Raw genomic sequence first — 25,772 nt, 5'->3', positions numbered from 1 at the left:
CCCCGCTCGAGCGGGATCCCTACCGGAAGTGTTCAGAAGGCGCGCCCTGGCACACGTCCGGTTCGAGTCCTTCGTGGAGGAGCGCATCGCCGAACGGAGCAATGCGTCGGGAGGTGTCTAAGCGACGGCGAAGGACTCGGGGCGGACGAACCCTGCCACGGTAAGGCAATCAGGTGACCTTGAGGAACTTGGCCACAGCCTCGTGGCCCTCTACCTTCAGCTCCCAGTCGGGGCGCTTGAAGGTCTCCGGGGTGACGCGGATGTGCTGGAGTGTTTCGATTTTGGGGCCCCAGGCTTTGCGGGTGGTGCCGTTGAGTTCGTAGCCGAGGGAGCGGGACACGCCAAGGGAGGCGCTGTTCCAGATGGCTGCCTCGGATTCGGCGACTTCTGCCCCCAGCCAGTCAAAGGCCCAAAGGACGACGGCGGCACGCATCTCCTTGCCCAGGCCGCGGCCTTGAACGGACTGCTTGAGCCAGGATCCGGTGGTGACTGTCCTGAGGGCCGCGAAGTCCTTGGCTCCAACGTCCTGGCAGCCGGCGAACTGGCCTTCGTGCCAGATGCCGAGGAGCAGCGTCCAGCTTTCGGGCGTGCATTCGGCCCGGCAGCGCCAGTACCAGCGGGCCATGTTGGGGCCCAGCTCCTCGTCGGGCAGCTCGGTCCAGGGAGTGCTGAAGGGGTTCCTGCCGGCGTCATGGATTCCGCCCCGGGCCGCCGCCACGGCCGCGGGGATGTCCTGGTCGGTGATGGGGCGCAGCTCCAGCCGCGGCGTGGACAGCGTGAGGTCGAACAGCGGCCAGATGGAGCCCAGGGTAGTCATCCGCGAAGCCTAGCCGATCGGTGGCATGCGGGGTTGTCATGCCTTGGCGGCGATGTCCCAGCTGATGTGCCGGCGGACGTCGGTGAGATTCATGGACTGTGCCAGGAAGAGGTCATCGAGCATGTACTCATCCACGGCGAGGATCCGGATCCAGTGGCCATACTCCCCGGTTTCCTGCTCCAGTGACTGGCTGGATACGCAGACGCCGGTACCCATGTCCACCCGCAGGAGCGAACTTCCGGGAAGGCAGAGGGGGGCGGCAGGATCGCCCGGGCGGTAGGCGGCGCTGGGGGCCACCACCGCCTCCAAAACCGGCCGGCCTTCGTGCTCGGCGAAGCGGGTGTCCCGGATGTCCAGGGCGTTGCTGCCCGGGAACTCGATGGGCACGGGGGCGTTCCCGGCCAATTCCACGGGGTCCAGGGCGGCTGAAAAGCGTCCATTTCCGAACCCGGGCTCGCCGTAGGCGGCTTCCGGCCGGCGGCGGACCAGTCCGGCGTCGTCGTACACGGGTGTGACCAGGTGCGGAGGGAGCAGCCAGGACTTACGGGTGGCGCTGACGTAGATGCCGTCGCGGGAGTCATTGATGCCTGTGGTGCTGTGAAGGACCAGGCCCTCAGGGCTTTCAAGGCGGAGCGCCCCCGGCCGGCGGAGCCACGCACGGACGAAGGTGCACCGGGCGTGGGAGCTGACGCAAAGGCCTGGTCCCAGTACTCAAAACGCAGCGCCTGCCACTTCCAGGGGGAAGACCGGCAAAGGTTCCGGAACATCGCGGCCAGGTCCGCGGGGACGGAAGGAGGGCCCGGAACCGCCCGGCGCCGGGAGTCCCAGGTCGACATATCCACATTTTACGCGGGGGTGCTACGGGCGGAATGGTGGATCCAGTAGCATCCGAGGGGTGATCGGACGACTCGGCGAACTCTGGCAGCACACCCCGCTGGCCTTCTGGCTGGTACTGGCGGCCTGCCTTTACTTTGCGGTGATAGCGGTCCGGCTCACCATTATCGACGTCCGGCACCACCTCCTGCCCAACAGGATCGTCTTCCCGTCCTATGCGGTGGCCGGTGCGCTCCTCCTGGCGGCGGCCGCGGTTGCCTGGGCCGGTCCCGTGCCGACTGCAGGGAACACCGGCGGGATCCTGGCCATCCCTGCCCTCCGCGTTGTGGCCGGCGCCGCGATCCTGTGGCTGTTCTATTTTGTCCTCCGGTTCATCTATCCGCCGGGGATGGGGTTTGGCGACGTCAAGCTGGCGGGAGTGCTGGGAATGTACCTTGGCTACCTCAGCTGGGGCCATCTGTTCGCGGGCACGTTCCTGGCGTTCCTGCTGGGCGGGTTGTGGTCACTGGCCCTGCTGGCGGCCCGGCGGGGCACCCTGAAGTCCGCCATCCCGTTCGGCCCGTTCATGCTCGCCGGCGCCGCCGCCGCGATGCTGCTGCCCGCGTGAGCTGCCTGCGATGTTGCCCGGGCTGTTCGATAGGCTGGCGGTATGCCTGCACCTGAATACGTCCTGAAGCTGCGCGAGAAGATCGGCAACGATCCCATCTGGGTCCCCGGGGTGCGGGGTGTCGTGGTGGATGATGCGGGCCGTATCCTGCTGGCCCAGCGGGCAGACAACGGGCAGTGGGCGCTGGTGAGCGGCATGCTGGACCCGGGGGAGCAGCCTGCACGGGGGCTCATCCGGGAGATCTTCGAGGAAACAGCTGTGGTGGCCGAAGCGGAACGTGTGGTGTCCGTGGGCGCGGTGGGGCCGGTTACCTATCCCAACGGTGACATCTGCGAGTTCCTGGACGTGGTGTTCCTGTGCCGTTACGTCTCCGGCGAAGCCAGGGTCAATGACGACGAATCCCTGGCTGTTGGCTGGTTCAGCATGGACGACCTTCCCGAACTCATGCCCGGCCACCTCACCAGCATCCGCCAGGCACTGGCGCCCTCCGGAGCCGTCCACTTCGAGCCCTGAAAAAGCGGGTATCCGACGGCGGTCAGCGGCCCGGCGAAACCAGCTCGCCGTCGTCGTCCTTCACGTGGTCCCCGCGCCCACCTGCGTCATAATCAGTGTCCCGTCCAGTGTCCGCCTTGGTGCCGGCGGCGCCTGCGGGAGCTCCGGCGAGGCCGGCGGCGAGCCGCTCGGCTTCTTCGCCGCCCACTGCCTCGCCGCGGGCCACCATCCCGGCCGTGTCCGAGAGCGGAATTTGCTTCAGCGTGAGGGCCAGGAGCAGTGCCGCGGCGATGAAGGGGAGCAGGTACCAGAACACCGGTGCCAGCGAGTCGGCGTAGGCATTTACGATAGCGTCACGCAGTTGCTCCGGGAGCTGGTTCAGTGCCTGCGGGTCCAGGGTCCGGGTGGACTGCCCGGCCTGCTCAGCGGTAGCACCTGCCCCCGTGAAAGCGTTGGTCAAGGCCTCCGAAAGGCGGGTGGTGAAGATCGAGCCGAACACCGCCACGCCCATGGCTGCGCCCACCTCGCGGAAGTAGTTGTTGGTGCTGGTGGCGGTGCCGATCTGGTCGGCCGGAACGGAGTTCTGGACCACCAGGACCACCACCTGCATGATCAGGCCGAGGCCGGCCCCGAACAGGAACAGCTGGACGCAGATCACCCAGATGGGGGTGCTGGCGGCAAGCGTGGTCATCCACAGCATGGCGGCCATGGTGAGCACGGCACCGAGGATGGGGAACATCCTGTACTTTCCGGTCCTGGAGATCCGGATACCGGAGTAGATGGACGTGCCCATCAGGCCTGCCATCATCGGCAGCATCAGCAAACCGGATTCGGCTGCCGACGTGCCGGACGACATCTGCAGGAAGGTGGGGACGAACGCGATGGCGGAGAACATGCCCAGGCCAAGGGTGAAGCCAATGGCCGTGGCATTGATGAAGATCCGGTTCCGGAACAGGCTCAGCGGAATGATGGGGTCCTCAGCCCGCCGCTCCACCATCACGAAAGCGGCGGCGGAAACCAGCAGTCCGGCACCAAAGGCCCAGGTGAGGGGTGAATCCCAGCCCTCGTCCTTCTTGCCGCCAAAGTCGGTGAAGAAGATCAGGCAGGTGGTGGCCGCGGACAGCAGCACAACGCCCAGCACGTCAATCCGCTTTTCTGCCTTCTTGTTGGGAAGGGTCAGGGCGAACCAGGCAATGGCGAACGCAGCAAGGCCAACCGGGATGTTGATATAGAAGGCCCATTCCCAGGTGAGGTGGTCCACGAAGAAGCCGCCCAGCAGCGGTCCGGCTACGGCCGAGAGCCCGAAGATGGCGCCGAGCGGGCCCATGTATTTGCCGCGCTCCTTGGCGGGAACGATGTCGGCGATGATCGCCTGGGACAGGATCATGAGGCCGCCGCCGCCCAGGCCCTGGATGGCGCGGAAGATGACGAAGCCCCAGAAGTCGGTGGCCAGTGCGCATCCAACAGATGCCAGGGTGAAGAGCGCGATGGCCACCAGGAAGAGGTTGCGCCGGCCCAGGATGTCGCCGAACTTGCCGTAGATGGGCATCACGATGGTGGTGGCCAGCAGGTAGGCGGTGGTGATCCACGCCTGGTGCTCCACGCCGCCCAGCTTGCCCACGATGGTGGGCATGGCGGTGGAAACGATGGTCTGGTCCAGGCTGGAGAGGAGCATGCCCGCGATCAGTGCGGAGAAGATAATCCAGATGCGTTTTTGCGTCAGCAGCAGGGGTCCTGCCGGTGCCTTGGTGGTGGCGGTGCTCATGGTTGTCCTTTTGCGGCAGTGTCCGGGATATCGAAGGGTTGGGAAAACAGGACGCTGGCTGCGGAGATGTTCTCCAGGAGCAGGTCCGGGTAACTGCGGGTGTTGCCGTCGGAGAAGTAGGCCATGCTGCTCTTGCGGGCGATGGTACTGAGCAGCACTACGGCCATTTGCACCACGGGGTGGTCGGGGGCCACTCCTTCGCGGCGGGCCACGTCCATGGCGAACTGGGCTTCGCGCTGCTCCGTGACGCCAATGATGCGGAGGATGAGCTGGGGCTCCTTGTGGACGACGCCAATCAGCTGCCGGGTTTCCTCTTCGGAGGCTGACATGCCCTCGGCCAGGCGGAGCGAGAGCCGGATGAGGTCGCGAAAGAGTGTGGGGGAGATTTCGCCGGCGGGAGAGTCTGCTCCGCCGGCAACGAACTCGTCGATGGCTTCGGCCGGGATGTCGTCTTCGGCGTGCCCGATGATGGCGTCTTCCTTTGTGGGGAAGTAGTTGAAGAAGGTGCGGCGCGATATTCCGGCGGCGTCGCACACTTCCTCCACGGTGTAGCCGTTGAGGCCCCGCTCGGCGGTCATGGCGCGGGCGGTTGACGTGATGGCGCTGCGGGTGGCTGCACGTTTCCGCTCCCTGAGGCCCTCCGAACTTGCACTCAAACTCATGGAGTAAAGTTTTGCACTATTCAGTTATCCGTGCAACTTATGAAAGAGGCCTTAATAGCAGTACGACGACGGCCGGCACCTTTCGCAGGAAAGGTACCGGCCGTCGTCGTACTTTTGGGCGGTGGTTCGTCAGGCCTTGTGGGCGGGGGACGTCATGGTGGTGACGTCCAGTGCCTTCTCGAGGTCGGCCTCGGAAACCTTGCCGTCGCCGTCGCCGACGAAGCCGAGCTTCTCGGTGGCCTGGCGGATGGTCAGGCCCTCCTTGACGGCGGTCTTGGCGATCTTGGCGGCGTTCTCGTACCCGATGTACTTGTTCAGCGGGGTGACGATGGACGGGGAGGCCTCGGCCAGGAAGCGGGCGCGCTCCACATTGGCCGTGATGCCGTCGATCATCTTGTCGGCCATGACCCGGCTGGTGTTGGCCAGCAGGCGGATGGACTCCAGCAGGTTCGCGGCCATGACCGGGATGCCCACGTTGAGCTCGAAGGCGCCGTTGGTGCCGGACCAGGCGATGGCGGTGTCGTTGCCGATGACCTGGGCAGCGACCATGATGGACGCTTCGCAGATGACCGGGTTGACCTTGCCGGGCATGATGGACGAGCCCGGCTGGAGGTCGGGGATGGCAATTTCGCCAAGGCCGGTGTTGGGGCCGGAACCCATCCAGCGGAGATCGTTGTTGATCTTCATGAACGAGATGGCGATGTTGCGCAGCTGGCTGGACGCCTCGATCAGGCCGTCGCGGTTGGCCTGCGCCTCAAAGTGGTCGCGGGCTTCGGTCAGCGGCAGGCCGGTGTCCGTTGCCAGCAGCTCGATGACGCGCTCAGGGAAACCGGCAGGGGTGTTGATGCCGGTGCCCACGGCGGTCCCGCCCAGCGGAACCTCGGCAACACGGGGGAGCGAAGCGTTGATGCGCTCGATGCCGTAGCGGACCTGCGCGGCGTAGCCGCCGAACTCCTGGCCCAGGGTCACCGGGGTGGCGTCCATGAGGTGGGTGCGGCCGGACTTGACGACGTCCTTGAACTCAACAGCCTTGCGCTCCAGCGACTCGGCAAGGTAGCCCAGGGCGGGAATGAGGTCGTTGATCAGGGCCGAGGTGGCAGCTACGTGGACCGAGGTGGGGAACACGTCGTTTGAGGACTGCGAGGCGTTGACGTGGTCGTTCGGGTGGACCACCTTGTCGCTGCCGGCGGCCTTCAGGGCGCGGGTAGCCAGTTCGGCCAGTACCTCGTTGGTGTTCATGTTCGAGGAGGTGCCGGAGCCGGTCTGGAAAACGTCGATGGGGAAGTCGCCGTCGTACTTGCCGGCGGCCACCTCATCGGCAGCGTCTGCAATCGCCTTGGCCAGCTCGCCGTCGAGCACGCCCAGTTCTGCGTTGGCCTGGGCGGCAGCCTTCTTGACCCGCGCCAGCGCCTCGATGTGGGTGCGCTCAAGGGTCTTGCCGGAAATGGGGAAGTTCTCCACTGCCCGCTGCGTCTGCGCGCGGTACAGTGCGTTCACGGGGACGCGGACTTCGCCCATCGTGTCATGTTCAATGCGGAACTCTTCAGTGGAAGTCATGGGGCTAGCTTATGGCGATCCGGCGCCCCATCGAAAACCGTTAAGGGAGCTTTGCCGGCGGTCCAGTGGACCGCCGGCACGTGGGTCCTAGAGCTCGCCGATTCCGGAAACAAGGTCGGCGCGGCCCTCTGCCAACCGGTAGGAGAGCCCGATGACCGCGGTGCGGCCGCCCTCGATTGCGTCGGAAATCACACGCGAGCTGTCCGCCAGCCGCTGCGATGTCTGCTTGACGTGCTCCACCACCATGTCGTTGACCTCAGGCTGGTCATTCCGCAGGGACGTCAGGACCGAGGGTGTGATGCGCTCCACGAGGTCGCGGATGAACCCCGCAGGCATGTCGCCGGTCTCAACGGCATCCTTGGTGGCCGTCACGGCACCGCAGCTGTCGTGCCCAAGCACCACGATCAGCGGTACACCCAGCACGCCGACGCTGTACTCCAGGGAGCCCAGGACGGCGTCGTCGATCACCTGGCCGGCGGTGCGGACCACGAAAACGTCGCCGAGGCCGACGTCGAAAATGATCTCTGCGGCGAGCCGTGAATCGGAGCAGCCGAAGATCACCGCGAAGGGGTTCTGTGTCTCCACCAACGATGAGCGGTGGGAGGCATTCTGGTTCGGATGGGAGGACTGGCCTTGTACGAAACGTTCGTTGCCTTCGCGCAGGCGGCGCCAGGCCAGTGCAGGAGTCAGGTTAGTCGTCACGGCCCCACCTTACGGCGTAGGCGCACCCGACGGTGAAACTGTGACGGCGGGGCTGCCTTCAAGGGAGTTGACGACGGCGGCGGCGAGCGTTGCGAATTCGTCCAGTTGCGCGGCGCCGGAGAGGACGATGGTACTGCCCCTGTAGTTGAGCACCATCGACTTTTCACCCTTGCCGGTGTCGCGCAGTTCCCACTCCTTGCCGCCGGCGTTCCGTGAGCCGGTGACGGGGGCGTTTTTGGTCTGCTGGAGGAGCCAGGTGGGGTTGGCGCTCCTGGTCTGCACCAAACTGATGAAGGACGTCTTGGGGGTCACATAGCCAACCTCCCAGGTGGGCACGCCGCTGCCCGTGCCGGCTTCCCACCGGGCGTAGTTGGGGCGGAAGGCATTGCCGGTATCAGGGGCAATGGGTGTGAATCCCGCCACATCCGCAGCGTTGCGTGCCACCGAGGCAACATCGATGTCCGGCCGGTAGCCATCGCCCTTGGGCTGGGGATTCATGAGGACAACGGGCAGGAACGCCGCGATGCTGAGCACCAGGGCAATGATCATGCCGATCACGGAGGCGTTGGCGCGCTTGGCGGCCGCCGCCGGAATGACGGGCTTAACCGGGGTGTCCGCACTGCTGCCGGCGGGGCCGGAACGGCCCTCGGGCTGTGCCTGGCCGGAGCTGGGACTGGTGGCTTCCTGCATGTCATTCACCCCTCTATAGTCGCCCATCCCGGAGCCGGACTTCCATTCGGCCATGTCCCGGGGCGCGAGGGGGGCTGCGGTGCACATTGCGCGGTTGCGTCATGGGCCGCCCTCGGCGCGGTGCCGCGACTATGATCGATAGCAGAGGAATCACCGTCCTGCTGCACCGGCGGGCGGGTTCAATGATCGCCACTCGAAGAAGAGGTTCACGTGTCACCAGCGTCCATGACCCAGAAGTACTCCACGATTTCATCGTCCCTTGCGGTGGGCCACGACGAGCCGGACCGCAACCTCGCCCTTGAGCTTGTCCGCGTCACCGAGGCCGCGGCCATTGCCGGCGGCCACTGGGTGGGTTTCGGCGATAAGAACACCGCCGACGGCGCAGCCGTCGACGCCATGCGTTCCTTCCTGCAGACCGTCCACTTCAACGGTGTTGTGGTGATCGGCGAGGGCGAAAAAGACGAAGCCCCCATGCTGTTCAACGGTGAACGCGTCGGCGACGGCACCGGCCCCGAATGCGACGTGGCCGTTGATCCCATCGACGGAACGCGGCTGACTGCACTGGGCATCAACAACGCCCTGGCCGTCCTGGCCGTAGCCGAGCGTGGCTCCATGTTCGATCCCTCTGCCGTGTTCTACATGGAAAAGCTCGTCACCGGTCCCGAGGCCGCGGACATGGTGGACCTGCGCCTGCCGGTCAAGCAGAACCTGCACCTGATCGCCAAGGCCAAGGGCGTGAAGGTTAACCAGCTCAACGTGATGATCCTTGACCGCGACCGCCACAAGCCGCTGGTGGAGGAAATCCGCGAGGCCGGTGCACGCACCAAGTTCATCATGGACGGCGACGTCGCCGGCGCCATTGCCGCGGCCCGCTCCGGCACCGGCGTGGATGCGCTGATGGGCATCGGCGGCACCCCGGAAGGCATCGTGGCTGCCTGCGCCATCAAGTCCCTGGGCGGCGTCATCCAGGGCCGGCTGTGGCCCACCAGCGACGAGGAAAAGCAGAAGGCAATCGACGCCGGCCACGACCTCGACCGCGTGCTTTCCACCAACGACCTGGTCTCCAGCGACAACTGCTACTTCGCCGCCACCGGCATTACCGACGGTGACCTTCTGAAGGGCGTCCGCTACTCCAAGGACAAGGTCCTCACCCAGTCCATCGTCATGCGTTCCAAGTCCGGCACCATCCGTTTCGTCGATGGCGAGCACCGCGCCGACAAGTGGGAAGGCTACGCCCGCAAGAGCTGATCCGCAGCCACTGCAGGATGTCAGGGCCCCGGGGCACCGCGTGCGCACCGGGGCTTTGCCGTTAATGCCTTGGTATAGGGTTTAAGCCATGATTCCTGCTGTTGTGCCCTGTACTGACCGCGCCCTTTGGGACGAATACGTCGACCGGTTCCAGGGGCATCCGCAACAGCTGTGGGGCTGGGGCGAGACCAAGGCAACGCACGGCTGGTCCGTGGACAGGGTCCTGGTCAAGGCCGGCGAGGAAATCATTGGCTGCGCCCAGTTGCTGGTCCGCAGGCTTCCCGTCCCCTTCCGGGCGCTGGTTTACATTCCGCGCGGTCCCATGTGCTCCGTGGAGAACGCCCAGGTGGTCCTGAACCGGCTGGCCGAGCACGCTGCCCTCCGCCACCGCGGCGTGGCCCTCAGCATCGAACCCGACTGGGACCGCGACTCAGGTTTTGCCGGCGCCGTCGCGGCCGCCGGCTTCCGCGAGTCCGCCAACACCGTGCTCATCCCGCGCACGCTCATCCTGGACCTCACCCGTTCCGACGACGAACTGATGGCGGAGATGTCCAAGTCCACACGTGCGAACATCCGCAAGGCCATGCGAAGCGACGTGGAATTCCGCAAGGTCAAGAACGACTCCGAGCTGGAACAGGTGCTGGCCATTTACCACGACACTGCGGCACGGGCGGGCTTCGGGATCCACGAAGACCAGTACTACCGCGACATCTTCCGCAACCTCGGCGACGCCTCACCGATCATCGCCGCGTTCGACGGCGAGCAGATGCTTGCCTTCACGTGGTTGTCCCGCAGCGGTGCCACCGCGTTCGAGCTCTACGGCGGGGTCTCTGCCGAGGGGCAGAAGCAGCGCGTGAACTACGGCGTGAAGTGGGCGGCCCTGCAGTCCATGCGCGAGGACGGCTGCAGCCGGTACGACTTCAACGGCCTGCTCAACGACGGCATTTCCGACTTCAAGAAGCAGTTCGCCAAACACGAAAACATGCTGCTGGGCACCTGGGACAGGCCGCTGTCGCCGTTCTACCCCGCATACGCCACAGCCATGCCGCTGGCCCGCAAGGGCCTCCAGCAGGGGCGCCGGCTGGTGAAGACCGCAGCCGGCCGTGTCGTGCCCCTGGTCCGGAAGCTGCGGCCGGCTAGCTGACCGCACTATGACAGGAGGGCGACGGCGGCACCCGGGTGGGTGCCGCCGTCGCCCTTTGTTGTTGCCGGCGCGGCCCTGCTAAAGACCGGTGGTCACCGCGAATGCCAGCGCCGTGCCGTCGCTGCCTGCCGCCCGGTGGACGTTGACCGGAGCTTCCGCAGCGGCGATGAATGCGCTGCCGCCGCGCGACAGCTGCAGGTCCCCCTTGGGGGAGTCGAGGTACACGTCACCTGCCACCACGATGATCACGGCCGGTCCGGCCTGGGCCAGTGGAACGGGACCGGCGTCAGGGCCCAGTTCGATGCGCTGCAGCTGGAATTCCCGGAACGGCGGGCGGAAGATGTCCTGGTCCAGCACCGTCTTTTCGGCGTCCAGCATCGGCACGGCCACGGGATGGAAGTCGATGGTGCGCAGGAGTTCGGGCACATCCACGTGCTTGGGCGTCAGGCCGCCGCGCAGGACGTTGTCCGAGGAAGCCATGACCTCCACGCCCAGCCCGTGCAGGTACGCGTGCACGTTCCCGGCAGGAAGGTAGACCGCCTGGCCCGGCTTCAGTGAGATCCTGTTCAGCAGCAGCGAAATCAGGACGCCGGGATCGCCGGGGTACTTTTCGTTGAGGCTGATGGCGGTACCCAGCTCTGCCTGGTATGGCTCAAGCGGAGCCCCGGACACCAGGGCTGCCACCACCAGGGCCGTTTCCTCTGCCACGTCCGTGCCGCCCGTGATCAGCCGTTCGAAGGCTCGGCGGAGCGCCGCACCCTCATCCGGACCGTCGAGGTCGCCAAGAAGGGCCCGGAGCAGCTCCGGCGCCTGTCCGCCGCCATGGAAGGCAGCCGCAACGTGCTGCAAAATCTTCCGGGTCTCCGCAGCCGGCCGGAACCCGCACAGCGCCTCGAAAGGTGTGAGTGCCAGGATCATCTCCGGCTTGTGGTTGTCATCCTTGTAGTTCCGGTGGGCGGCATGGGGATCGATCCCGGCCTCATTTTCGCGCGCAAACCCCTCCCGCGCCTGTTCCAGGCTCGGGTGGACCTGGAGCGAGAGGGGCTGGGCTGCCGCGAGGATCTTGGCCAGGAACGGCAGCCGGGGGCCGAACGCGGAGACGGATTCAGCGCCCAGGAAATGCTCAGGGTCAGAGGAGATGAGGGCATCGAGCGGGCTCCGGGACCCGTCCTCGGGCAGGTGGGCCACCGAGGGAGAGTCAGGGTGTGCCCCGATCCACAGCTCGGCCTCCGGGCGCCCTGACTCGGGACGGCCCAGCAGCGAGGCGATGGCCGTCGTCGAACCCCAGGCGTAGTCCCGGAGGACGTTCTCAATCTCGTACAAAACCGTTCCGTTCCTTATGGGTGGGCAGATGTGTGGCCCTGATGGCTGGGCACTGGGTGTTTGGCCCGATGGGGCTGAAGGTTACAGCGGGGCGCACTGTCCGTTGGTCGCCACGAGTTGGCGGATGGCCTCTTCGTCGCCCGCGAGCTTGAGCTGGGTCAGCATCTCCTCGGTGATCGGCTCCCCATCGGGCGTCGTGGTCACGGGGGTGAAGTCCGACGGCGAGGGCTGCTGGGCGGCATTGCCCGCGGCGGGCAGACTGGCGGGGACGGCCCCGCCAGCCTGGACGTGGCCGGCGCCGGCCTGGGGAACCGTGATCCCGTCGTCGGGAATTCCGGCCGACTGGGCACCCTTGGCGGATGCTGATGCCAGCAGCTGGTCCACGCGCTCATGGATCTGGTCGAAGTCAGGGTTGGTGGAGAACGAGGGGTCGAAGTCGGGCGGTCCGATGGTGAGCCGCTTGACGTCCTTGCCCTTCGCCTTGATGGCGAGGTCCAGGAAACTGCCCAGCTGGGCGGAGGAGATGTTGGACTCCACCACCTTTGTTCCGGCCCGGGCGATGTCCTCGAACTTGGACAGCAGGGTGGCCGGATCCAGCTGCTTCAACATGGCCTGCTGTACGCACTGCTGGCGCTGGATGCGGGAATAGTCGTCCACGTACTCGCGGGAGCGCCCGTACCAGAGTGCCTGGGCGCCGTTGAGCGTCTGGTCTCCGGCGGGGATCCATCCCAGCGGCATGCCGTGGGTCTTGGTGGCCTCGTCGAAATAGCCGCTCATGGGAACCCAGCCCCCGGCTTTGATCCGGATACCCCCCATGGCGTCGATGAGCGTCGAGAAGCCCTCCATGTCAACCAGGACGTAGGCCTGGATCTGCATGCCCAGGGTGCCGGAAACGGCCTCCATGGTCGCCTGGGCGCCGGGGTCTGCCACGCCGGGGTAGAGGTCGGCGTGTTCGTTGGTGACCTCGGTATTGATGGCGTTGATCAGGCATTCGTCACCGCAGTTGTACCCGTCAGGGTAGAGGGCGCGCATGGGGGAGCCGGCGCTGAACTGTGCATTCTGGAAATTCCGGGGGACCGAAATGATGGCGGTCTGCCCCGTCTGGGCGTCCACGCTCAGGATGGAGAGGCTGTCCGGCCGGCGTCCGGTGCGGTCGTCGCCGGCGTCGCCGCCCATCATGAGGAAGTTGTAGCGTCCGTCCACGGGCTCCATGGCCGGGCCGGAGGAAAAGATGTTGCCGATCGCGTTGCGGCCCACGTTCAGCAGGTAGGCGGCGTAGCCCAGGGAGCCGCTTCCCACCACCAGCGCGAGCACCAGGGCGATGCCGACGGCGGGACGCGCCCGCGGAGCCAGCAGGACAGGCCGGATGAGCCGGAGGGTGTTCAGGAAGAGGAAGGCCCAGCCGAGCGCCAGCGCCGCCAGCAGGACCACCAGCACCATCGACGTGATCGGGTTGGTGAGGATATTGATGACCAGGCTCCGGTTGAGCAGCAGCATGGCCACTGTCAGTACCAGGAGCGCCCACACGCAGAGCGTTACGCGCAGGGCAGTCCGCCCCAGCTTCCGGTCCCCGGCGACGAGTTGCGCGCTGCCCGGTACCAGGAGCGTCAACAGGACCAGCACGAACGCACGCTTGGTACGGACCGCGGGGGAAGCACTGACCGGATAGCGTACCGGGTCCGTCATGGAGGCGCCGGAGCCGGTGTTGAGCACGCTGCTGCTGCTGGCCATGCCCGCCGCCCTAACGGCTGCCCCGGAGAGCGCTTGAGCCGCCGGGGAAGACTTCGCTGACTTTTTGCCGCAGGCTGGCCCCCTTGCGGGAGGCGACGGCGTTGAGGTCGGCGGCGAAATCCAGGAGGTCCGCCCGCAATGAAGAGGCAAGCTCATCTGTGCCGGAGGCCAGCATCCGTACGGCCAGGAGCCCGGCGTTCCGCGCCCCTGCGATGGATACCGTGGCAACCGGCACGCCGGCCGGCATCTGGACGATGGACAGCAGGGAGTCCATTCCGTCAAGGGTCTTCAGGGGAACGGGAACGCCGATCACGGGCAGCGGCGTGACGCTGGCGAGCATGCCCGGCAGGTGGGCGGCGCCGCCTGCGCCGGCAATGATGACCCGCAGGCCGCGTTCGTGGGCGGTCTGGCCGTACCGGATCATCTCGGTGGGCATCCGGTGGGCCGATACGACGTCCGCTTCAAAGGGGATGCCGAACTCGGCCAGGGCGTCGGCCGCAGCCTCCATGACGGGCCAGTCCGAGTCGGAGCCCATGACCAGCCCCACCAGGGGACCGGCGCCGGAACCGGCGGCTGTGGTTGCTTCGGCGCTCATGCATTCTCCTCGAATATTGCGGAAGGTTCTTCGGTGCCAACCCGTCCATCACGGATGATGCCTGCCACGGCCGTGGCCCGCCGGCGCACCGCGTCGACTTCCGCGGTTGACGATCCCAGCAGGTTGACGTGGCCGATCTTACGTCCGGGCCGCACTGATTTGCCGTAGCAGTGGATTTTGGCGGCCGGCTCGGCGGCGAGAGCCATGGGGTAGGCGGAGTACAGGTCCTGGTTGTCCCCGCCCAGGAAGTTCTTCATGACCGCGACGGGCGCCAGCGCATCGGTGGCGCCCAGGGGCAGGTTCAGGACGGCGCGAAGATGTTGTTCGAACTGGCTGGTAATTGAACCGTCCTGGGTCCAGTGGCCGGTGTTGTGCGGACGCATTGCCAGTTCGTTGATAAGGAATCCGGCACCGCTGCCCGGTGTTTCGAAGAGTTCCACGGCAAGGACGCCGGTCACATCCAACTCGGCGGCGATGCGCAGGGCGGCGTCCTCCGCGGCGGCAGCAACCTCCAGCGGAATGTCCAGCGCGGGAGCAATCACCTCGTCGCAGACACCGTCCACCTGGATGGTGTGGACCACCGGCCAGGCCCGTGCCTCGCCGTCGGGCGTGCGTGCCACGAGGGCGGAGAGCTCGCGGGTGAACTCGACTTTCGCCTCTGCCAGCAGGGGACTCATGGCGGCAAACCAGTCCCCGGCTTCAGCGGCCTCGTCTGCTGAGCCCACGATCCGGACCCCCTTGCCGTCGTAGCCGCCCCGTGGGGTCTTCAACACGACAGGCCAACCGGTTTCGTCGCCGAAGCGGACCAGCGCGTCCACGTCCGCGACCGACGCCCAGGCCGGGTTGGGCAGTTCCAGCCGGTCGATGGCGGCACGCATGACCAGTTTGTCCTGGGCATGGACCAGGGCGTCCGGTCCGGGCTGGACGTTGACTCCGGCCTCCAGGAGGGCTCGAAGGTGGTCCGTCGGCACGTGCTCGTGGTCGAACGTCATCACGTCCAGGCCCTTGGAAAATTCCAGGAGCGTCTGCAGGTCCTTGTAATCGCCCACCGGCGTGGCCGGTACGGCCGACACTGCGGAAACGTCGTCGCCCTCGGCCAGGACGCGGAGTTCAAAGCCGAGTGCGGTAGCGGCAGGGGCCATCATTCGCGCGAGCTGGCCGCCGCCAACCACGCCTATCACTGGGAAAGTCACATCTGCCAGCCTACCGAAGAGGGGCCCGATCCCGCTTTTCCCGCCCGGCGGGGGACGCAGATTTTACGCCGCTGGGCTACCCGGTCTGCTGGCCGGCAACACATGCTCAAGGCTTTGGGGGCTAAAATGGGCATTTGGCCGTGTGGCCCACAGTTCGGACGGCCATGGAGGGTCATGTTTAGCGCACTTTCAGATCGTATCCGGGGACTCGCCTCACTCTTCTGGCGCGAGGTGGCCAAATTTGGTGCGGTGGGCGGTGTGGCGTTCGTCATCGACAACGGGCTGACGTATTACCTGATGCACGGTCCCATGTCGGACAGCGAGGCGAAGGCCCGCTTTGTGGGTGCCACTGTCGCTACCGTCTTCTCATGGGTGGCGAACCGTTTCTGGACGTTCCGTCACCGCCGCCAGGCCAACATCCTCCGCGAATTTGTCATGTTCGCCATCATCAATGGCATTGGCATCGGTATCTCCACCGGATTCACGGCACTGGCCAAATACTGGATGGGCATCGACGACAAGAACCTGCTGTTCCTGGCGGGTGTGGCCGGCATCCTGGTCGCCACGGTGGTCCGCTTCTTCGCGTACCGCTTCCTGGTGTTCAACGAGGAACTGGACCAGGAGCCGGAGTTCTCCCACGACCACGAGATCATCGAAGCCCACCCGCACAGGGAGCACGCACATGCCGCTGAACGCCCGGCTCCCACCCCGGCCGACGGCGGTCCGCAGGCCTAGGCTGTGCAACCTGATTAACTGCCGTGGATCCGTTCGTCTGCGAGCAGTTTGTCGGTAAGCGCCACGTCAGGATGGGTCAGCACCACGGAGCCGCCCTGCCGCCAGGCCCCCAGCGCGTTGGCCAACGCGGATTCCAGTCCCTGGTCTGCAGCAACATGCACCCTGGCTCCTTCCGAGTGCGGCAGGGCGAAACTGCTGGTCAGTTCGCTGTGCAGGATGGTTCGCCCATCGTGCGTCCGGAGCGCGCAGGCTGAAGGATCCGGGTCGGCGTGCGGCATGAACACATCCCCGTGGGACCGCACCTCCGCGGCGTAGTCAAGGCAGCCGGCGGGAAGCTCCCCGGTCCAGCGCATGGCCAGGGCGGGCAGCGCAACTGCAATAACGGCGTCGTCCTGTTCCCCGGCGCCGGCGGGATCGTCCGTGGCCAGGAAATCTGCCGGGCCGCCGTCGAGCACGGTTTCCAGTCCAAGCTGCCAGCCGGCCAGGGCCCAGACCAAAGCCTTCCAATGGGCCGGCAGCGCGAGCCGCAGGCGCATGCCCGGCTCCGCATCCAGCTCGTCCTGCAACAGGTTGCTGGTCTTGGCCACCCAGTTGTCCAGGACCCGTCCCGACAGTTCCACCCGTTCCGAGTCGGGCCCGTACCAGGTCAGGCGGGGCGCCGTGGAATTTCCGGAGCGAAGGGTGCCCATCAGGTCTATGGCGGGGATTGTCGTCATGGCTTCATCCTGCCACCTTCCCGGGCCTCCCGGCGGTGCCCATTTCCTGGCGGCAGCTTCCTGCCGGCTCCCAGGGTGATAATAATCACATACACTGCTAAGCGTGCTTGCTATTTCGGCGGGGACCGGGTATTTTCCCCGCGGATCCGGAGAATTTGGGGTCCGTTTGGCCCTTATCGGTACCCCGCGGCATCCGCCACGCCGGGGTGAATGGAAATCCCGGGCGTGGCGTGCGCAAACTTCCCAGGTTGGACTGTCTATTATCCCGGCAACGGCTTGACTCGCCCTAGTTACACACGTGTAATTAGGTAACTAAAGCAATTGCGTAAATACCGGCACACAACCGAGTGTCCACGTATCCAGGCAGTGGCTGAAACATCAGGAGGGTCGCCGTGGGGCAAGCAGAGCGTATCCAGGAAGATGCCGTCGTGGCCGGTCAGGCAACGGCAAAATACCGTGCGCGGGGGGTGCCGAGTGATTGGTATGTTGACCCCGCCGATCCTGATGCCGCAGAGCGGTACAACAGGAATTCCGGCAGCATCCTCGAGGACCAGGCCACCGCGTTCCTTGCGGCACACGAGGCCCTCCTTGACGGCGGCGCCGAGCCGGAAGACGACCTGGATCCGCCCATGGAGCTGGCAGCGCCCGGTACCGCCCAGCCGGTATGGATTGGACTTCCGCTCCAGCAGGACTTCGACGACGAGGGCGAACTTGGCTGGCAGACGGACGCATTGTGCGCCCAGACGGATCCGGAAGCATTCTTCCCGGAAAAGGGCGGCTCCACCCGCGATGCCAAGAAGGTCTGTGGTGCCTGCAACGTCAGGTCCCAGTGCCTGGAGTATGCGCTGGCCAATGACGAACGGTTCGGCATCTGGGGAGGCCTTTCCGAGCGTGAGCGCCGGCGGCTAAGGAAGCGAGCAATCTAATTCTTCAGGATGTCCATGTCACTGCCGTTGTGGTCGCCCACAACGGCAGTGCCTATCTGCCCAGAACCCTTTCGGCCCTGGCGGCCCAAACCAGGCCCGTGGACCGCGCCATTGGCGTGGACACCGGATCCCGCGACGACTCGCACAGCCTCCTTCAGGAAGCCTTGGGGGAGGCCGCCACTGTCAGCCACCCCCGGGGCAAGGGCGGTATGGGCGCCGCCGTCTCCGCCGCGCTTGGCGCGCTGGCGCCCTTCGAGGCAACTGTCGACGGTCCGGGTACGGAGTGGGTCTGGCTGTTGCACGACGACGCCGCGCCCGCCCCTGAGGCCTTGGCTGAACTCCTGGGCGCCGTGGAGCGTGCGCCTTCAGTGACTGTTGCCGGCTGCAAACAGCTGGACTGGCATTCGCCGCGGAAGTTGATGGATGTGGGTTTGTCCACCAGCCGGTGGGCGGAGCGGCTTACCCTGATCGACGCTGACGAAATGGACCAGGGCCAGTACGACGGCCGCACTGATACCTTCGCCGTCAACTCCGCAGGCATGCTTGTCCGGCGGGACATCTGGGAACACCTGGGCGGTTTCGACCCCGCCCTGCCCGGCAGCGGCGATGACGTCGACTTCTGCTGGCGTAACCGGCTGGCAGGCCACCGCGTCGTGGTGGTCCCCGCAGCCCGTATGTTCCATGTGGCGCACCGCCCGCACGCCCTTGGAAACCCGTCCGCAGCCCGGAAAGCGCAGGTCCACCTGCGCCTGAAGCACAGCCCGCTCTGGATGGTGCCCCTCCACGGCATCGGTGCACTGCTGGGCAGCCTCTTCAAACTTGTCCTGAGCGTTGTGGTCAAGGATCCCGGCCACGGCATTTCCCAACTCCTTGCCACTTGCGCTGCCCTTGGCCGGCCCGGGGCCGTGGCGAGGGCCCGGCGGACAGCCAAACGCACCCGGCGCATCCGCCGGTCCGTGATCCGCAAGCTCCAAACGCCCCGACGCGAGGTCTGGAGCCACCGCAGGTCGTTGATGGAGGCCCTGGGATCCGACGGGTCTGGCGCAGACCACCTCGTGCAGGATCCGCTCGCGCACCAGCCCACCGGCGATGCCGCGGACGATTTCGCCGCCCTGGCCACCAGCAAACGCGGATGGGTGGGTAACGGCGCCCTGGCTGCCGTCATTATTGCGGCGGTCGCCTCGCTCCTGGCCCTGGCGGGGCTGTTCCGCGCTGGGGCCGTAACCGGGGGCGCCCTGATTCCTGTCTCCGCCCAATTGGGCGATATCTGGCACCATGCCTCGAGCTGGTGGATCAGCCTGGGGGCGGGACTCCCGGGGCACGGCGATCCCTTTGACTACGTGCTCTGGATCATCGGCGTCCTCGGCGGAGGTGACGCCAACCCCGCCATGGCGTGGCTGCTCCTGCTCGGGGCCCCGCTGTCCGGACTCACCGCGTGGTTCGCCGCGGGCGGGGTCACAGTGCGCCGCCGGCTCAGGTTCGTGGCGGCGATTTTTTGGGCTGCTGCTCCAGCACTCCAGGTGGCACTGAACCAGGGTCGCGCCGGTGCGTTGATCGCGCACATCATGCTGCCGCTGGTGGTCCTGGGCCTGCTGCGCGCTACGGGCTCGGCGGTAGGCCACGGCCGTTTCAACCCCGCGTCAGCCCTTGACGACCGGCCGGCCGAACTGCCGCCGGCCAAGGCGGGCATCAACGGGGTGCCATCATGGACGGCAGCCGCAGCTGCCGGCCTTGCGCTGGCGGTCACAACGGCGTCGGCGCCCTCTTTGCTTGTCCCTGCGGCCGCGGTCATCGTGCTCTGCGGGGTCCTGTTGGGAAGGCGCGGGCGGACAGTGTGGTGGGCGCTGTTGCCCAGTGCGGCCTTGTTTGTCCCCTTCGCGTTGTCGACGCTTGACCGGCCGAGGGCACTCCTGGCCGACCCCGGACTCCCGCTGGGATTCGACGCCGCCCCACTCTGGCAGCAGATCCTGGGCCAGCCCCTGTCATTCGACCCTGCTGGCGGCATACAGGGGCTGGCGGCCTTCACGGGCGGACCGATGCCGTGGGCCCTGCTGCTGGCACTGCTGGTCGCCGTGCCCGTGCTGGTCCTTGCCATGGTGGGTCTCCTGGGCCCGTGGGGGCGTGCCGGCACTGCCAGATGGTTCTGGGTTGCCGCGGTGATCTTCCTTGCCGGTGGATGGCTGGCCAGCCACGTTGCCACGGGCCTGAACGAGGACGTCCTAGTAACGCCCTTCACCGGGCCGGCAGTGTCTGCCGCGTCCTTTGCCCTCCTCGCGGCAGCCCTCCTCGGAGCCGAGCAGTTGCTGTCCGCTGCGGCACGGGCTTCCGGTACCGGGGCCAAGACCCGGACTGCGGCACGCGCCGGCCTGGCACTGGGCCTGGTGGTACTGCTGGCAGGACCGTTGGCCGGAATGGCCGCCTGGTCCGCGCAAAACCTGCTGCGCCCGGCCGGAGCAACGGCCGCGCCTTCAGTGGCCACGCTGGGAGATGCCACCAGCCCAGCCCCTCCCGGGGCCGGGGGAGCCCTGGGCGCGCCGCGGCTGGTGGAAGCCACTGCCGGACGGTCCCTTCCCGCCACCGCCATTGACCGGGGGATCGGACCCGAGCAGACACGAACCCTCCTGCTCCGTACCGGCGACGACGGTACCTTCAATGCATCCCTGATGCGCGGGAGCGGCACCACCCTGGACAGCTTGTCTGCCATCGCCTCCGCACGGAACATCATTGGCGCTCCCGGCGCGGAAGAGGTACGTGGCGACGACGACGTCACCGCTGCGCTTCGACGCGTTGCAGCCACCCTGGTTGCCGGGCAGGGCGTGGACCCGCGGACGGACCTGGAACAACTCGGTGTCGGATTCGTGGTGCTCCGCTCCGCGGACACCGCAGCCCAGCTGACCGCCAGCCGGATGGATGCAGTTCCCGGCCTGGTGGCCGTGGGACAGACCGACGTTGGCTGGCTGTGGCGCATCAGCCCGCTGAACCAGCCGGTCATCCAGGCCGCCGATGTTGCCCACCGTGTCCGCATTGTTGATCCCCGTGGCGCGGCCACGGCGCTGGTGGCATCCGGAACTGATGAGGTCGACGCCGCAGTCCCGCCAGGTGCCGAAGGCCGTTTGGTGGTGCTTGCCGAACGCGCTGATCCCGGGTGGACTGCCTGGCTCGATGGGCGGAAGCTGACCTCCACCACCTCAGGCTGGTCCCAGGCGTTTACCCTTCCGGCATCGGGAGGCCGGCTTACCGTCCGGTACGAAAACCCGTGGTCCTTCTGGACTGCCGCCGCCCAGATCACGGTGATCGGACTGACAGCCATCCTTGCCATTCCCATGCCGGCCCGACGGCCGCGGACCGGCCTCTCCCGTGACGAGGGCTCCTTGCGTAAGGAACACCAACATGCATGACCACACCCCACCGGCCACGGCGCAGTCCGATGCCGGAACGCAGCCCGCAACCAAGCAGCCGGCCCCGGAGCGGACCGGGACCGGGACAGGCAGGAAGGCATCCGGCCGCGGCGCTACCCGGCTGCCCGGCGCCAAGGGCCGCGCAGCATCCGCGGCCGGAGTGGCGGCAGGCGTCCTCATCCTTGCCGGCACCGGTGCCGTGGTGGCCGCGGGGTCATTGACGCCGCATCCGGAAACCAGCCGGACTGTGCCGGCCGCGGAAGCCGCTGTTCCCGCAGGAGCCAGCGTCGGAGTCTGCCCCGGGCCTGCGCGGCTGCTGGAAGGCACCGACGCGGGCACTGACGCCCAGTTCCGGCCCGAGTCAGCCACGGCCGCAACCAGGGTCAGCGCCGCTGTGCTTGGCGCGGGCGGCGTGCTGCCGGGGAGCCGGCTGTCAGGACTGGACGGAACGGCCGCCGTCGAAATCGCCAAGGACCCCGGCGCGGCGCCCACTGCCGGCACCCCCCAGGAGCTCCTTGCCGGAGTAGTTGCCGACCGCGCGGTGGACCAGGTCAATGTCCTCAGTGCCAACGCCCTGGCAAACCAGAACGCATCGGCTGCGGGTGCCATGAAGTACATCGCCAGCGACGGCGACCTCCAGGGCAGTGCCGCGGCGACGTGCGCGCAACCCTCCAACGACCAGTGGCTTGCAGGTGCCGCCACCACGCTTGGCCGCACCTCCGTGCTGGCGCTGACCAACGCCTCCAGCACTCCTGCCACCGTGAGCCTGGAGCTGTTCGGGGCGGGCGGTCAGATCCAGGCTCCGGGCAGCCGCGGACTGCTGGTTGCCCCCGGCACCACGCGCAGCGTAGTCCTCGCAGGGCTGGCGCCCAACGAGTCCCAGCTCAGCGTGCATGTCCGCAGCGCCGGTGGCCCGGTTGCCGCGTCAATCCAGCAAAGTGTCCTGCGCGGCCTTACCCCGGGCGGCGTGGATTTCATTAGCCCGGGGGCTGCGCCCGCAGTCCGCCAGGTAATGACGGGGGTGGACATCCAGGATCCGGCCGGTGTCGCTGCACTGACCGGGCAGCCGGGGTACCGGGACGCGGGCCCCGCCCTGGAGCTGACCGTTCCCGGCGCCTCCGACGCCGTGGTGGAGATCAAGCTGTACGGTCGGGACGGCCAGCATGCGCTTCCCTCCGGCGGTGTTATCACCGCGAAAGCCGGGTCAACCACGGAAGTATCCCTGGCCGGGGTTCCTGCCGGCCAGTACACCGTCGCGGCCTCATCCGACGTGTCCTTCGTTGCGGCAGCACGCATGGGCCGCGGCCTCCAGGCGGGGCAGCCCCTGGACGTGGCATGGGCGGCGTCCGCCGTGCGGCTCGGCAGCCAGCACGTGGTTCCCGTTCCCAAGGGAGGACTTCGCCAGCTGGTTTTCGGCGCCCTGGACGCCCGGGCCACCATCACTTACGCACCCATCACGGCTGATGGAAAGGTGCGGCCGGCGGCCACCGCGGACATCGCCGGGGGGACAACCGCCTCCATCAGCATTCCGGCACAGGCCGACGGGGCCGACGTCGTGGGCTATGTCGTGTCCGCGTCAGGCGGCGCAGCCTATGGAGCGGTGCTCGTGGGACAGGACGGCCGGAACGATGTTTCCTCCCTGGCTTTCCTGGCTGCTGCGGCCGGGCGGGAAACAGTCCCGGTCACGCTGGGCTACTAAAGGTTCCCGGCTGCCGTTATCAATAGCGGCGGCGGTACACGGGATCCAAGGTTTCCGGAGCCACGCCGAGCATCTCGGCCGTGTGTTCCACCACCACATCGTGGACCAGGTCCTGGAGCTCTTCCACGCTGGAGCAGGCCTGCTCCACAACCCGCCGGTACACCGTAATCATGGGCCCGTCATCACCGGAAGCGGGTGTGTAGGAACCCATCGGCGGCGTGGTGGCATGGGCGGCCAGCTGCTCAAGGTCCGGCGGGATCTCGTCCACACCAAAGCGCACGCCGTCCAGTGTTTTGCCCCAAATATCGTGCAGCCGCTGGGCTGAATCCAGCACCATGTCGTCAAAGCGGTCGGCACGCGTCCGGTATCCGGGGTGCGTGGGCAGCATCACCTCACCGCGAAGGCCACGCCCGTGGCGGTTCCGGCGCCGCCTGAAGAAGCTCCTGCCGGCAGTCTCCACGCCCGTTGCCGTGCTGGCATCCGGGTCAGCCAACCGGACCGAAAAGCCTGATTCATGGTTCGATGACTGCATACATCGACTCTAAACCCGGGGGAGGATTTACGCGATACATCCCTGTGGTTGCGGAGACGCGTCGGCCCGTGCGCCAATGCGCGGTTTTTGCGCAGCCAAGGGGTAGTCTGTGATGTCGTGGGAGCTATCCGTCAGTGTTCAAGGTCAGCCTGCCGCCAGTCGGCGGTAGCCACCCTGACGTACGTGTATGCAGACTCCACCGCAGTCCTGGGTCCGCTGGCCACGTATGCGGAGCCGCACTGCTACGACCTCTGCGAGCAGCACGCTGACTCGTTGACCGTTCCCCGCGGCTGGGAAGTGCTGCGCCTGGCCATGCCGTCGACCCCCCAGCAGCCAGGGCCGGATGACCTTTTGGCGCTCGCCAACGCCGTACGGGACGCCGCCGCCCTCCCCCCGGAAGCCCAGCCAAGCGCCCAGCGCGGCCACCATTCCGCCCTTGAAGCTCCTGCGGGCGCCGAAGGGGTACGCCGGGGGCACCTGCGGGTCCTCCGGGAACCTTCCTGACCTCCATCTGGCGGTACGCTGGAAGCTGCACATCTTTCCGCTACCGGCGCGAGCGCGCCCGCCAGGGAGCATGAACAAATGCCTAAGATCAGTCCCGAGCTGTTGTCCGTCCTGCGTTGCCCCGTGACCGGCTCGCCGCTGGTCCAGGAGGGCGAAGAACTGGTGGCCACTGCCGCCGGGGATACGGGGATCAGGAACCGGTACGCCATCGAAGACGGGATTCCGCTGCTGCTGCCTCCTGAACTGCTGGCCACAGCAGCATCGGCAGGTTCGGACCAGCACGATCACGCCGCGGCAGGGCTCTAGTTCACCTGTATCCGCCCGCACAGAAACAGCAGAACGGGGACTGGACCAGGACCCGGACCAAGCAAAGGACCACCCATGACTTTTGACTACAAAGTTGCCGACATCTCCCTGGCGGAAGCCGGTCGCCACCAGATCCGCCTGGCGGAGCACGAAATGCCCGGCCTGATGTCCCTCCGCGAGGAGTTCGGCCCCACCCAGCCGCTCAAGGGTGCCCGGATCGCCGGTTCCCTGCACATGACGGTGCAGACCGCGGTGCTGATCGAGACCCTTACCGCGCTGGGCGCCGAGGTCCGCTGGGCCTCCTGCAACATCTTCTCCACCCAGGACGAGGCCGCCGCGGCCGTGGTGGTGGGCAAGGGTACCGTTGAGGACCCCAGGGGAGTACCCGTGTTCGCCTGGAAGGGCGAGACCCTTGAGGAATACTGGTGGACCGCCGAGCAGATCCTCACCTGGCCCGGCGCCGACTCCAACCCCGAGCTGGGTCCGAACATGATCCTGGACGACGGCGGCGACGCCACCATGCTGGTCCACAAGGGTGTCGAGTTCGAGGCCATCGGCAACGTGCCGTCCGCCGATGCCGAGGATTCCGAGGAATACGGCATCTTCCTGGACGTGCTGCGCCGCTCGCTTGCCGCGGACCCGCAGAAGTGGACCCGAACGGCAGCCACGATCAGGGGCGTCAGCGAGGAGACCACTACCGGTGTCCACCGCCTCTACCAACTGGCTGACCAGGGCAAGCTGCTCTTCCCGGCCATCAACGTCAACGACTCCGTCACCAAGAGCAAGTTCGACAACAAGTACGGCATCCGCCACTCGCTGCCCGACGGCATCAACCGGGCCACGGATGTGCTCATGGGCGGAAAGGTCGCTGTCGTCTGCGGTTACGGCGACGTGGGCAAGGGCGCGGCCGAGGCGCTGCGCGGCCAGGGTTCACGCGTCATTGTCACCGAGATCGACCCCATCTGCGCGCTGCAGGCGGCCATGGACGGCTACCAGGTGGCCAAGCTGGAATCCGTCCTGGCCCAGGGCGACATCTTCATTACCACCACGGGCAACAAAGACGTCATCATGGCCGAGCACATGACCGGCATGAAGAACAAGGCCATTGTGGGCAACATCGGCCACTTCGACAACGAAATCGACATCGCCGGCCTGGCCCGCATCCCCGGCGTCAAAAAGGTCGAAATCAAGCCCCAGGTCCACGAATGGGTCTTTGAGGAAGGCACGGCGGCGGAGCGCTCCATTATCGTCCTGTCCGAGGGCCGCCTGCTCAACCTTGGCAACGCAACCGGCCATCCGTCTTTCGTGATGAGCAACTCGTTCGCAAACCAAACCATTGCGCAGATCGAGCTGTGGACCAAGCGGGACCAGCACGAGTATGAGAACAAGGTCTACGTGCTGCCCAAGGTCCTGGACGAAAAGGTGGCCCGGCTGCACCTGGACGCCCTGGGCGTTGAACTTACGGAACTGACCAAGGACCAGGCGGAATACCTGGACATCGACGTCGCCGGTCCGTACAAGCCCGAGCACTATCGTTACTGAGACGTAAGGGCCCGGGCGCCATCGAGCGCCCGGGCCGTTATTTTCTGCACCTAG

23 protein-coding genes and 1 pseudogene are annotated in these 25,772 nt (G+C 66.7%); 11 read left to right on the top strand and 13 right to left on the bottom strand.

Translation table 11 applies throughout. The annotated features are described in order from the left end of the window. Nucleotides 1–169: 169 nt before the first annotated feature. Nucleotides 170–817, bottom strand: a complete 648-nt coding sequence (locus tag AC3ANU_RS16455) for a GNAT family N-acetyltransferase (RefSeq protein ID WP_134164547.1) — start codon at nt 815–817, stop codon at nt 170–172. Between the two features lie 36 nt (nt 818–853). Then, nucleotides 854–1,653: pseudogene (locus AC3ANU_RS16450) on the bottom strand (hypothetical protein). Between the two features lie 59 nt (nt 1,654–1,712). Between AC3ANU_RS16450 and AC3ANU_RS16445 the strand changes: the two are divergent. Both AC3ANU_RS16445 and AC3ANU_RS16440 read left to right on the top strand, forming a co-directional pair. Then, a complete protein-coding gene (locus AC3ANU_RS16445; protein WP_488314880.1) occupies nt 1,713–2,258 on the top strand; it encodes a prepilin peptidase in 546 nt (181 codons plus the stop codon). Nucleotides 2,259–2,300: 42 nt separating this feature from the next. Further along, a complete protein-coding gene (locus AC3ANU_RS16440; protein ID WP_056393485.1) occupies nt 2,301–2,771 on the top strand; it encodes an NUDIX hydrolase in 471 nt (156 codons plus the stop codon). A 22-nt stretch (nt 2,772–2,793) separates the two neighbouring features. Here the strand turns inward: AC3ANU_RS16440 and AC3ANU_RS16435 are convergent, their stop codons facing one another. The 5 genes from AC3ANU_RS16435 to AC3ANU_RS16415 all read right to left on the bottom strand — a co-directional run bounded on the left by AC3ANU_RS16435 (nt 2,794) and on the right by AC3ANU_RS16415 (nt 8,126). Next, nucleotides 2,794–4,515, bottom strand: coding sequence for an MDR family MFS transporter (locus AC3ANU_RS16435; protein WP_488314879.1), 1,722 nt, complete (start codon nt 4,513–4,515; stop codon nt 2,794–2,796). Further along, the gene (locus tag AC3ANU_RS16430; protein WP_488314878.1) at nt 4,512–5,177 is read right to left on the bottom strand and encodes a TetR/AcrR family transcriptional regulator; all 666 of its coding nucleotides are present in this window, start codon (nt 5,175–5,177) and stop codon (nt 4,512–4,514) included. The genes AC3ANU_RS16435 and AC3ANU_RS16430 overlap by 4 nt, the downstream gene beginning before the upstream one ends. Nucleotides 5,178–5,306: 129 nt before the next feature. Beyond that, entirely contained in the window at nt 5,307–6,734 is a 1,428-nt protein-coding gene (locus AC3ANU_RS16425; protein ID WP_018770167.1) for a class II fumarate hydratase, read from the bottom strand. 87 nt (nt 6,735–6,821) lie between these two features. Then, nucleotides 6,822–7,436 carry a carbonic anhydrase gene (locus AC3ANU_RS16420; RefSeq protein WP_018770166.1) on the bottom strand — a complete coding sequence of 205 codons (615 nt, stop codon included), beginning with the start codon at nt 7,434–7,436 and terminating at the stop codon, nt 6,822–6,824. 9 nt (nt 7,437–7,445) lie between these two features. Further along, the gene (locus AC3ANU_RS16415) at nt 7,446–8,126 is read right to left on the bottom strand and encodes a DUF4245 domain-containing protein (RefSeq protein WP_377204896.1); all 681 of its coding nucleotides are present in this window, start codon (nt 8,124–8,126) and stop codon (nt 7,446–7,448) included. Nucleotides 8,127–8,351: 225 nt separating this feature from the next. Between AC3ANU_RS16415 and glpX the strand changes: the two genes are divergently transcribed. After that, on the top strand, nt 8,352–9,374 hold the full coding sequence (gene glpX, locus AC3ANU_RS16410; protein ID WP_018770164.1) for a class II fructose-bisphosphatase: 1,023 nt from the start codon (nt 8,352–8,354) through the stop codon (nt 9,372–9,374). An 88-nt stretch (nt 9,375–9,462) separates the two neighbouring features. Continuing rightward, nucleotides 9,463–10,518 (top strand): lipid II:glycine glycyltransferase FemX, encoded by a 1,056-nt coding sequence (locus tag AC3ANU_RS16405; protein WP_018770163.1) that lies wholly within the window; start codon nt 9,463–9,465, stop codon nt 10,516–10,518. 78 nt (nt 10,519–10,596) lie between these two features. On the opposite strand, the gene manA is transcribed toward AC3ANU_RS16405, so the two are convergent. The 4 genes from manA to AC3ANU_RS16385 all read right to left on the bottom strand — a co-directional run bounded on the left by manA (nt 10,597) and on the right by AC3ANU_RS16385 (nt 15,312). Continuing rightward, nucleotides 10,597–11,841 carry a mannose-6-phosphate isomerase, class I gene (gene manA / locus AC3ANU_RS16400; RefSeq protein WP_018770162.1) on the bottom strand — a complete coding sequence of 415 codons (1,245 nt, stop codon included), beginning with the start codon at nt 11,839–11,841 and terminating at the stop codon, nt 10,597–10,599. An 81-nt stretch (nt 11,842–11,922) separates the two neighbouring features. Then, nucleotides 11,923–13,572: an LCP family protein gene (locus AC3ANU_RS16395; protein ID WP_018770161.1), complete on the bottom strand. Its 1,650-nt coding sequence runs from the start codon at nt 13,570–13,572 to the stop codon at nt 11,923–11,925. Between the two features lie 10 nt (nt 13,573–13,582). Then, the gene (gene purE / locus AC3ANU_RS16390; protein WP_018770160.1) at nt 13,583–14,167 is read right to left on the bottom strand and encodes a 5-(carboxyamino)imidazole ribonucleotide mutase; all 585 of its coding nucleotides are present in this window, start codon (nt 14,165–14,167) and stop codon (nt 13,583–13,585) included. Further along, nucleotides 14,164–15,312 (bottom strand): 5-(carboxyamino)imidazole ribonucleotide synthase, encoded by a 1,149-nt coding sequence (locus tag AC3ANU_RS16385; RefSeq protein WP_056393493.1) that lies wholly within the window; start codon nt 15,310–15,312, stop codon nt 14,164–14,166. The genes purE and AC3ANU_RS16385 overlap by 4 nt, the downstream gene beginning before the upstream one ends. Before the next feature lie 222 nt (nt 15,313–15,534). Between AC3ANU_RS16385 and AC3ANU_RS16380 the strand changes: the two genes are divergently transcribed. After that, complete coding sequence (locus AC3ANU_RS16380; RefSeq protein WP_134164543.1) at nt 15,535–16,095, top strand: GtrA family protein; 561 nt, start codon at nt 15,535–15,537, stop codon at nt 16,093–16,095. Between the two features lie 14 nt (nt 16,096–16,109). Here AC3ANU_RS16380 and AC3ANU_RS16375 read toward each other — a convergent pair whose 3' ends face one another. Further along, the gene (locus tag AC3ANU_RS16375) at nt 16,110–16,811 is read right to left on the bottom strand and encodes a TIGR03089 family protein (protein WP_018770157.1); all 702 of its coding nucleotides are present in this window, start codon (nt 16,809–16,811) and stop codon (nt 16,110–16,112) included. Nucleotides 16,812–17,203: 392 nt separating this feature from the next. Between AC3ANU_RS16375 and AC3ANU_RS16370 the strand changes: the two genes are divergently transcribed. From AC3ANU_RS16370 to AC3ANU_RS16360, 3 genes are read left to right on the top strand one after another with little or no spacing between them, the layout of a single operon-like run. Then, nucleotides 17,204–17,737, top strand: a complete 534-nt coding sequence (locus tag AC3ANU_RS16370) for a WhiB family transcriptional regulator (RefSeq protein WP_018770156.1) — start codon at nt 17,204–17,206, stop codon at nt 17,735–17,737. Between the two features lie 29 nt (nt 17,738–17,766). Then, on the top strand, nt 17,767–21,135 hold the full coding sequence (locus tag AC3ANU_RS16365) for a glycosyltransferase family 2 protein (protein WP_488314877.1): 3,369 nt from the start codon (nt 17,767–17,769) through the stop codon (nt 21,133–21,135). Next, on the top strand, nt 21,128–22,834 hold the full coding sequence (locus AC3ANU_RS16360) for a DUF5719 family protein (protein WP_488314876.1): 1,707 nt from the start codon (nt 21,128–21,130) through the stop codon (nt 22,832–22,834). Before AC3ANU_RS16365 ends, AC3ANU_RS16360 begins: the two co-directional genes overlap by 8 nt. Before the next feature lie 19 nt (nt 22,835–22,853). Here AC3ANU_RS16360 and AC3ANU_RS16355 read toward each other — a convergent pair whose 3' ends face one another. Continuing rightward, entirely contained in the window at nt 22,854–23,366 is a 513-nt protein-coding gene (locus AC3ANU_RS16355; protein ID WP_018770153.1) for a metallopeptidase family protein, read from the bottom strand. Nucleotides 23,367–23,483: 117 nt separating this feature from the next. Between AC3ANU_RS16355 and AC3ANU_RS16350 the strand changes: the two genes are divergently transcribed. From AC3ANU_RS16350 to ahcY, 3 genes are all read left to right on the top strand, one after another. Beyond that, entirely contained in the window at nt 23,484–23,870 is a 387-nt protein-coding gene (locus AC3ANU_RS16350) for a DUF3499 domain-containing protein (protein WP_026265913.1), read from the top strand. Between the two features lie 78 nt (nt 23,871–23,948). Next, on the top strand, nt 23,949–24,176 hold the full coding sequence (locus tag AC3ANU_RS16345) for a Trm112 family protein (protein WP_488314875.1): 228 nt from the start codon (nt 23,949–23,951) through the stop codon (nt 24,174–24,176). Nucleotides 24,177–24,251: 75 nt separating this feature from the next. Then, nucleotides 24,252–25,718, top strand: a complete 1,467-nt coding sequence (ahcY, locus tag AC3ANU_RS16340; RefSeq protein ID WP_488314874.1) for an adenosylhomocysteinase — start codon at nt 24,252–24,254, stop codon at nt 25,716–25,718. The last annotated feature ends 54 nt before the right edge of the window (nt 25,719–25,772 follow it).

The organism is Arthrobacter sp. SDR-2R, from assembly GCF_057747955.1.
This window is presented reverse-complemented; position numbering and strand designations above follow the sequence as displayed.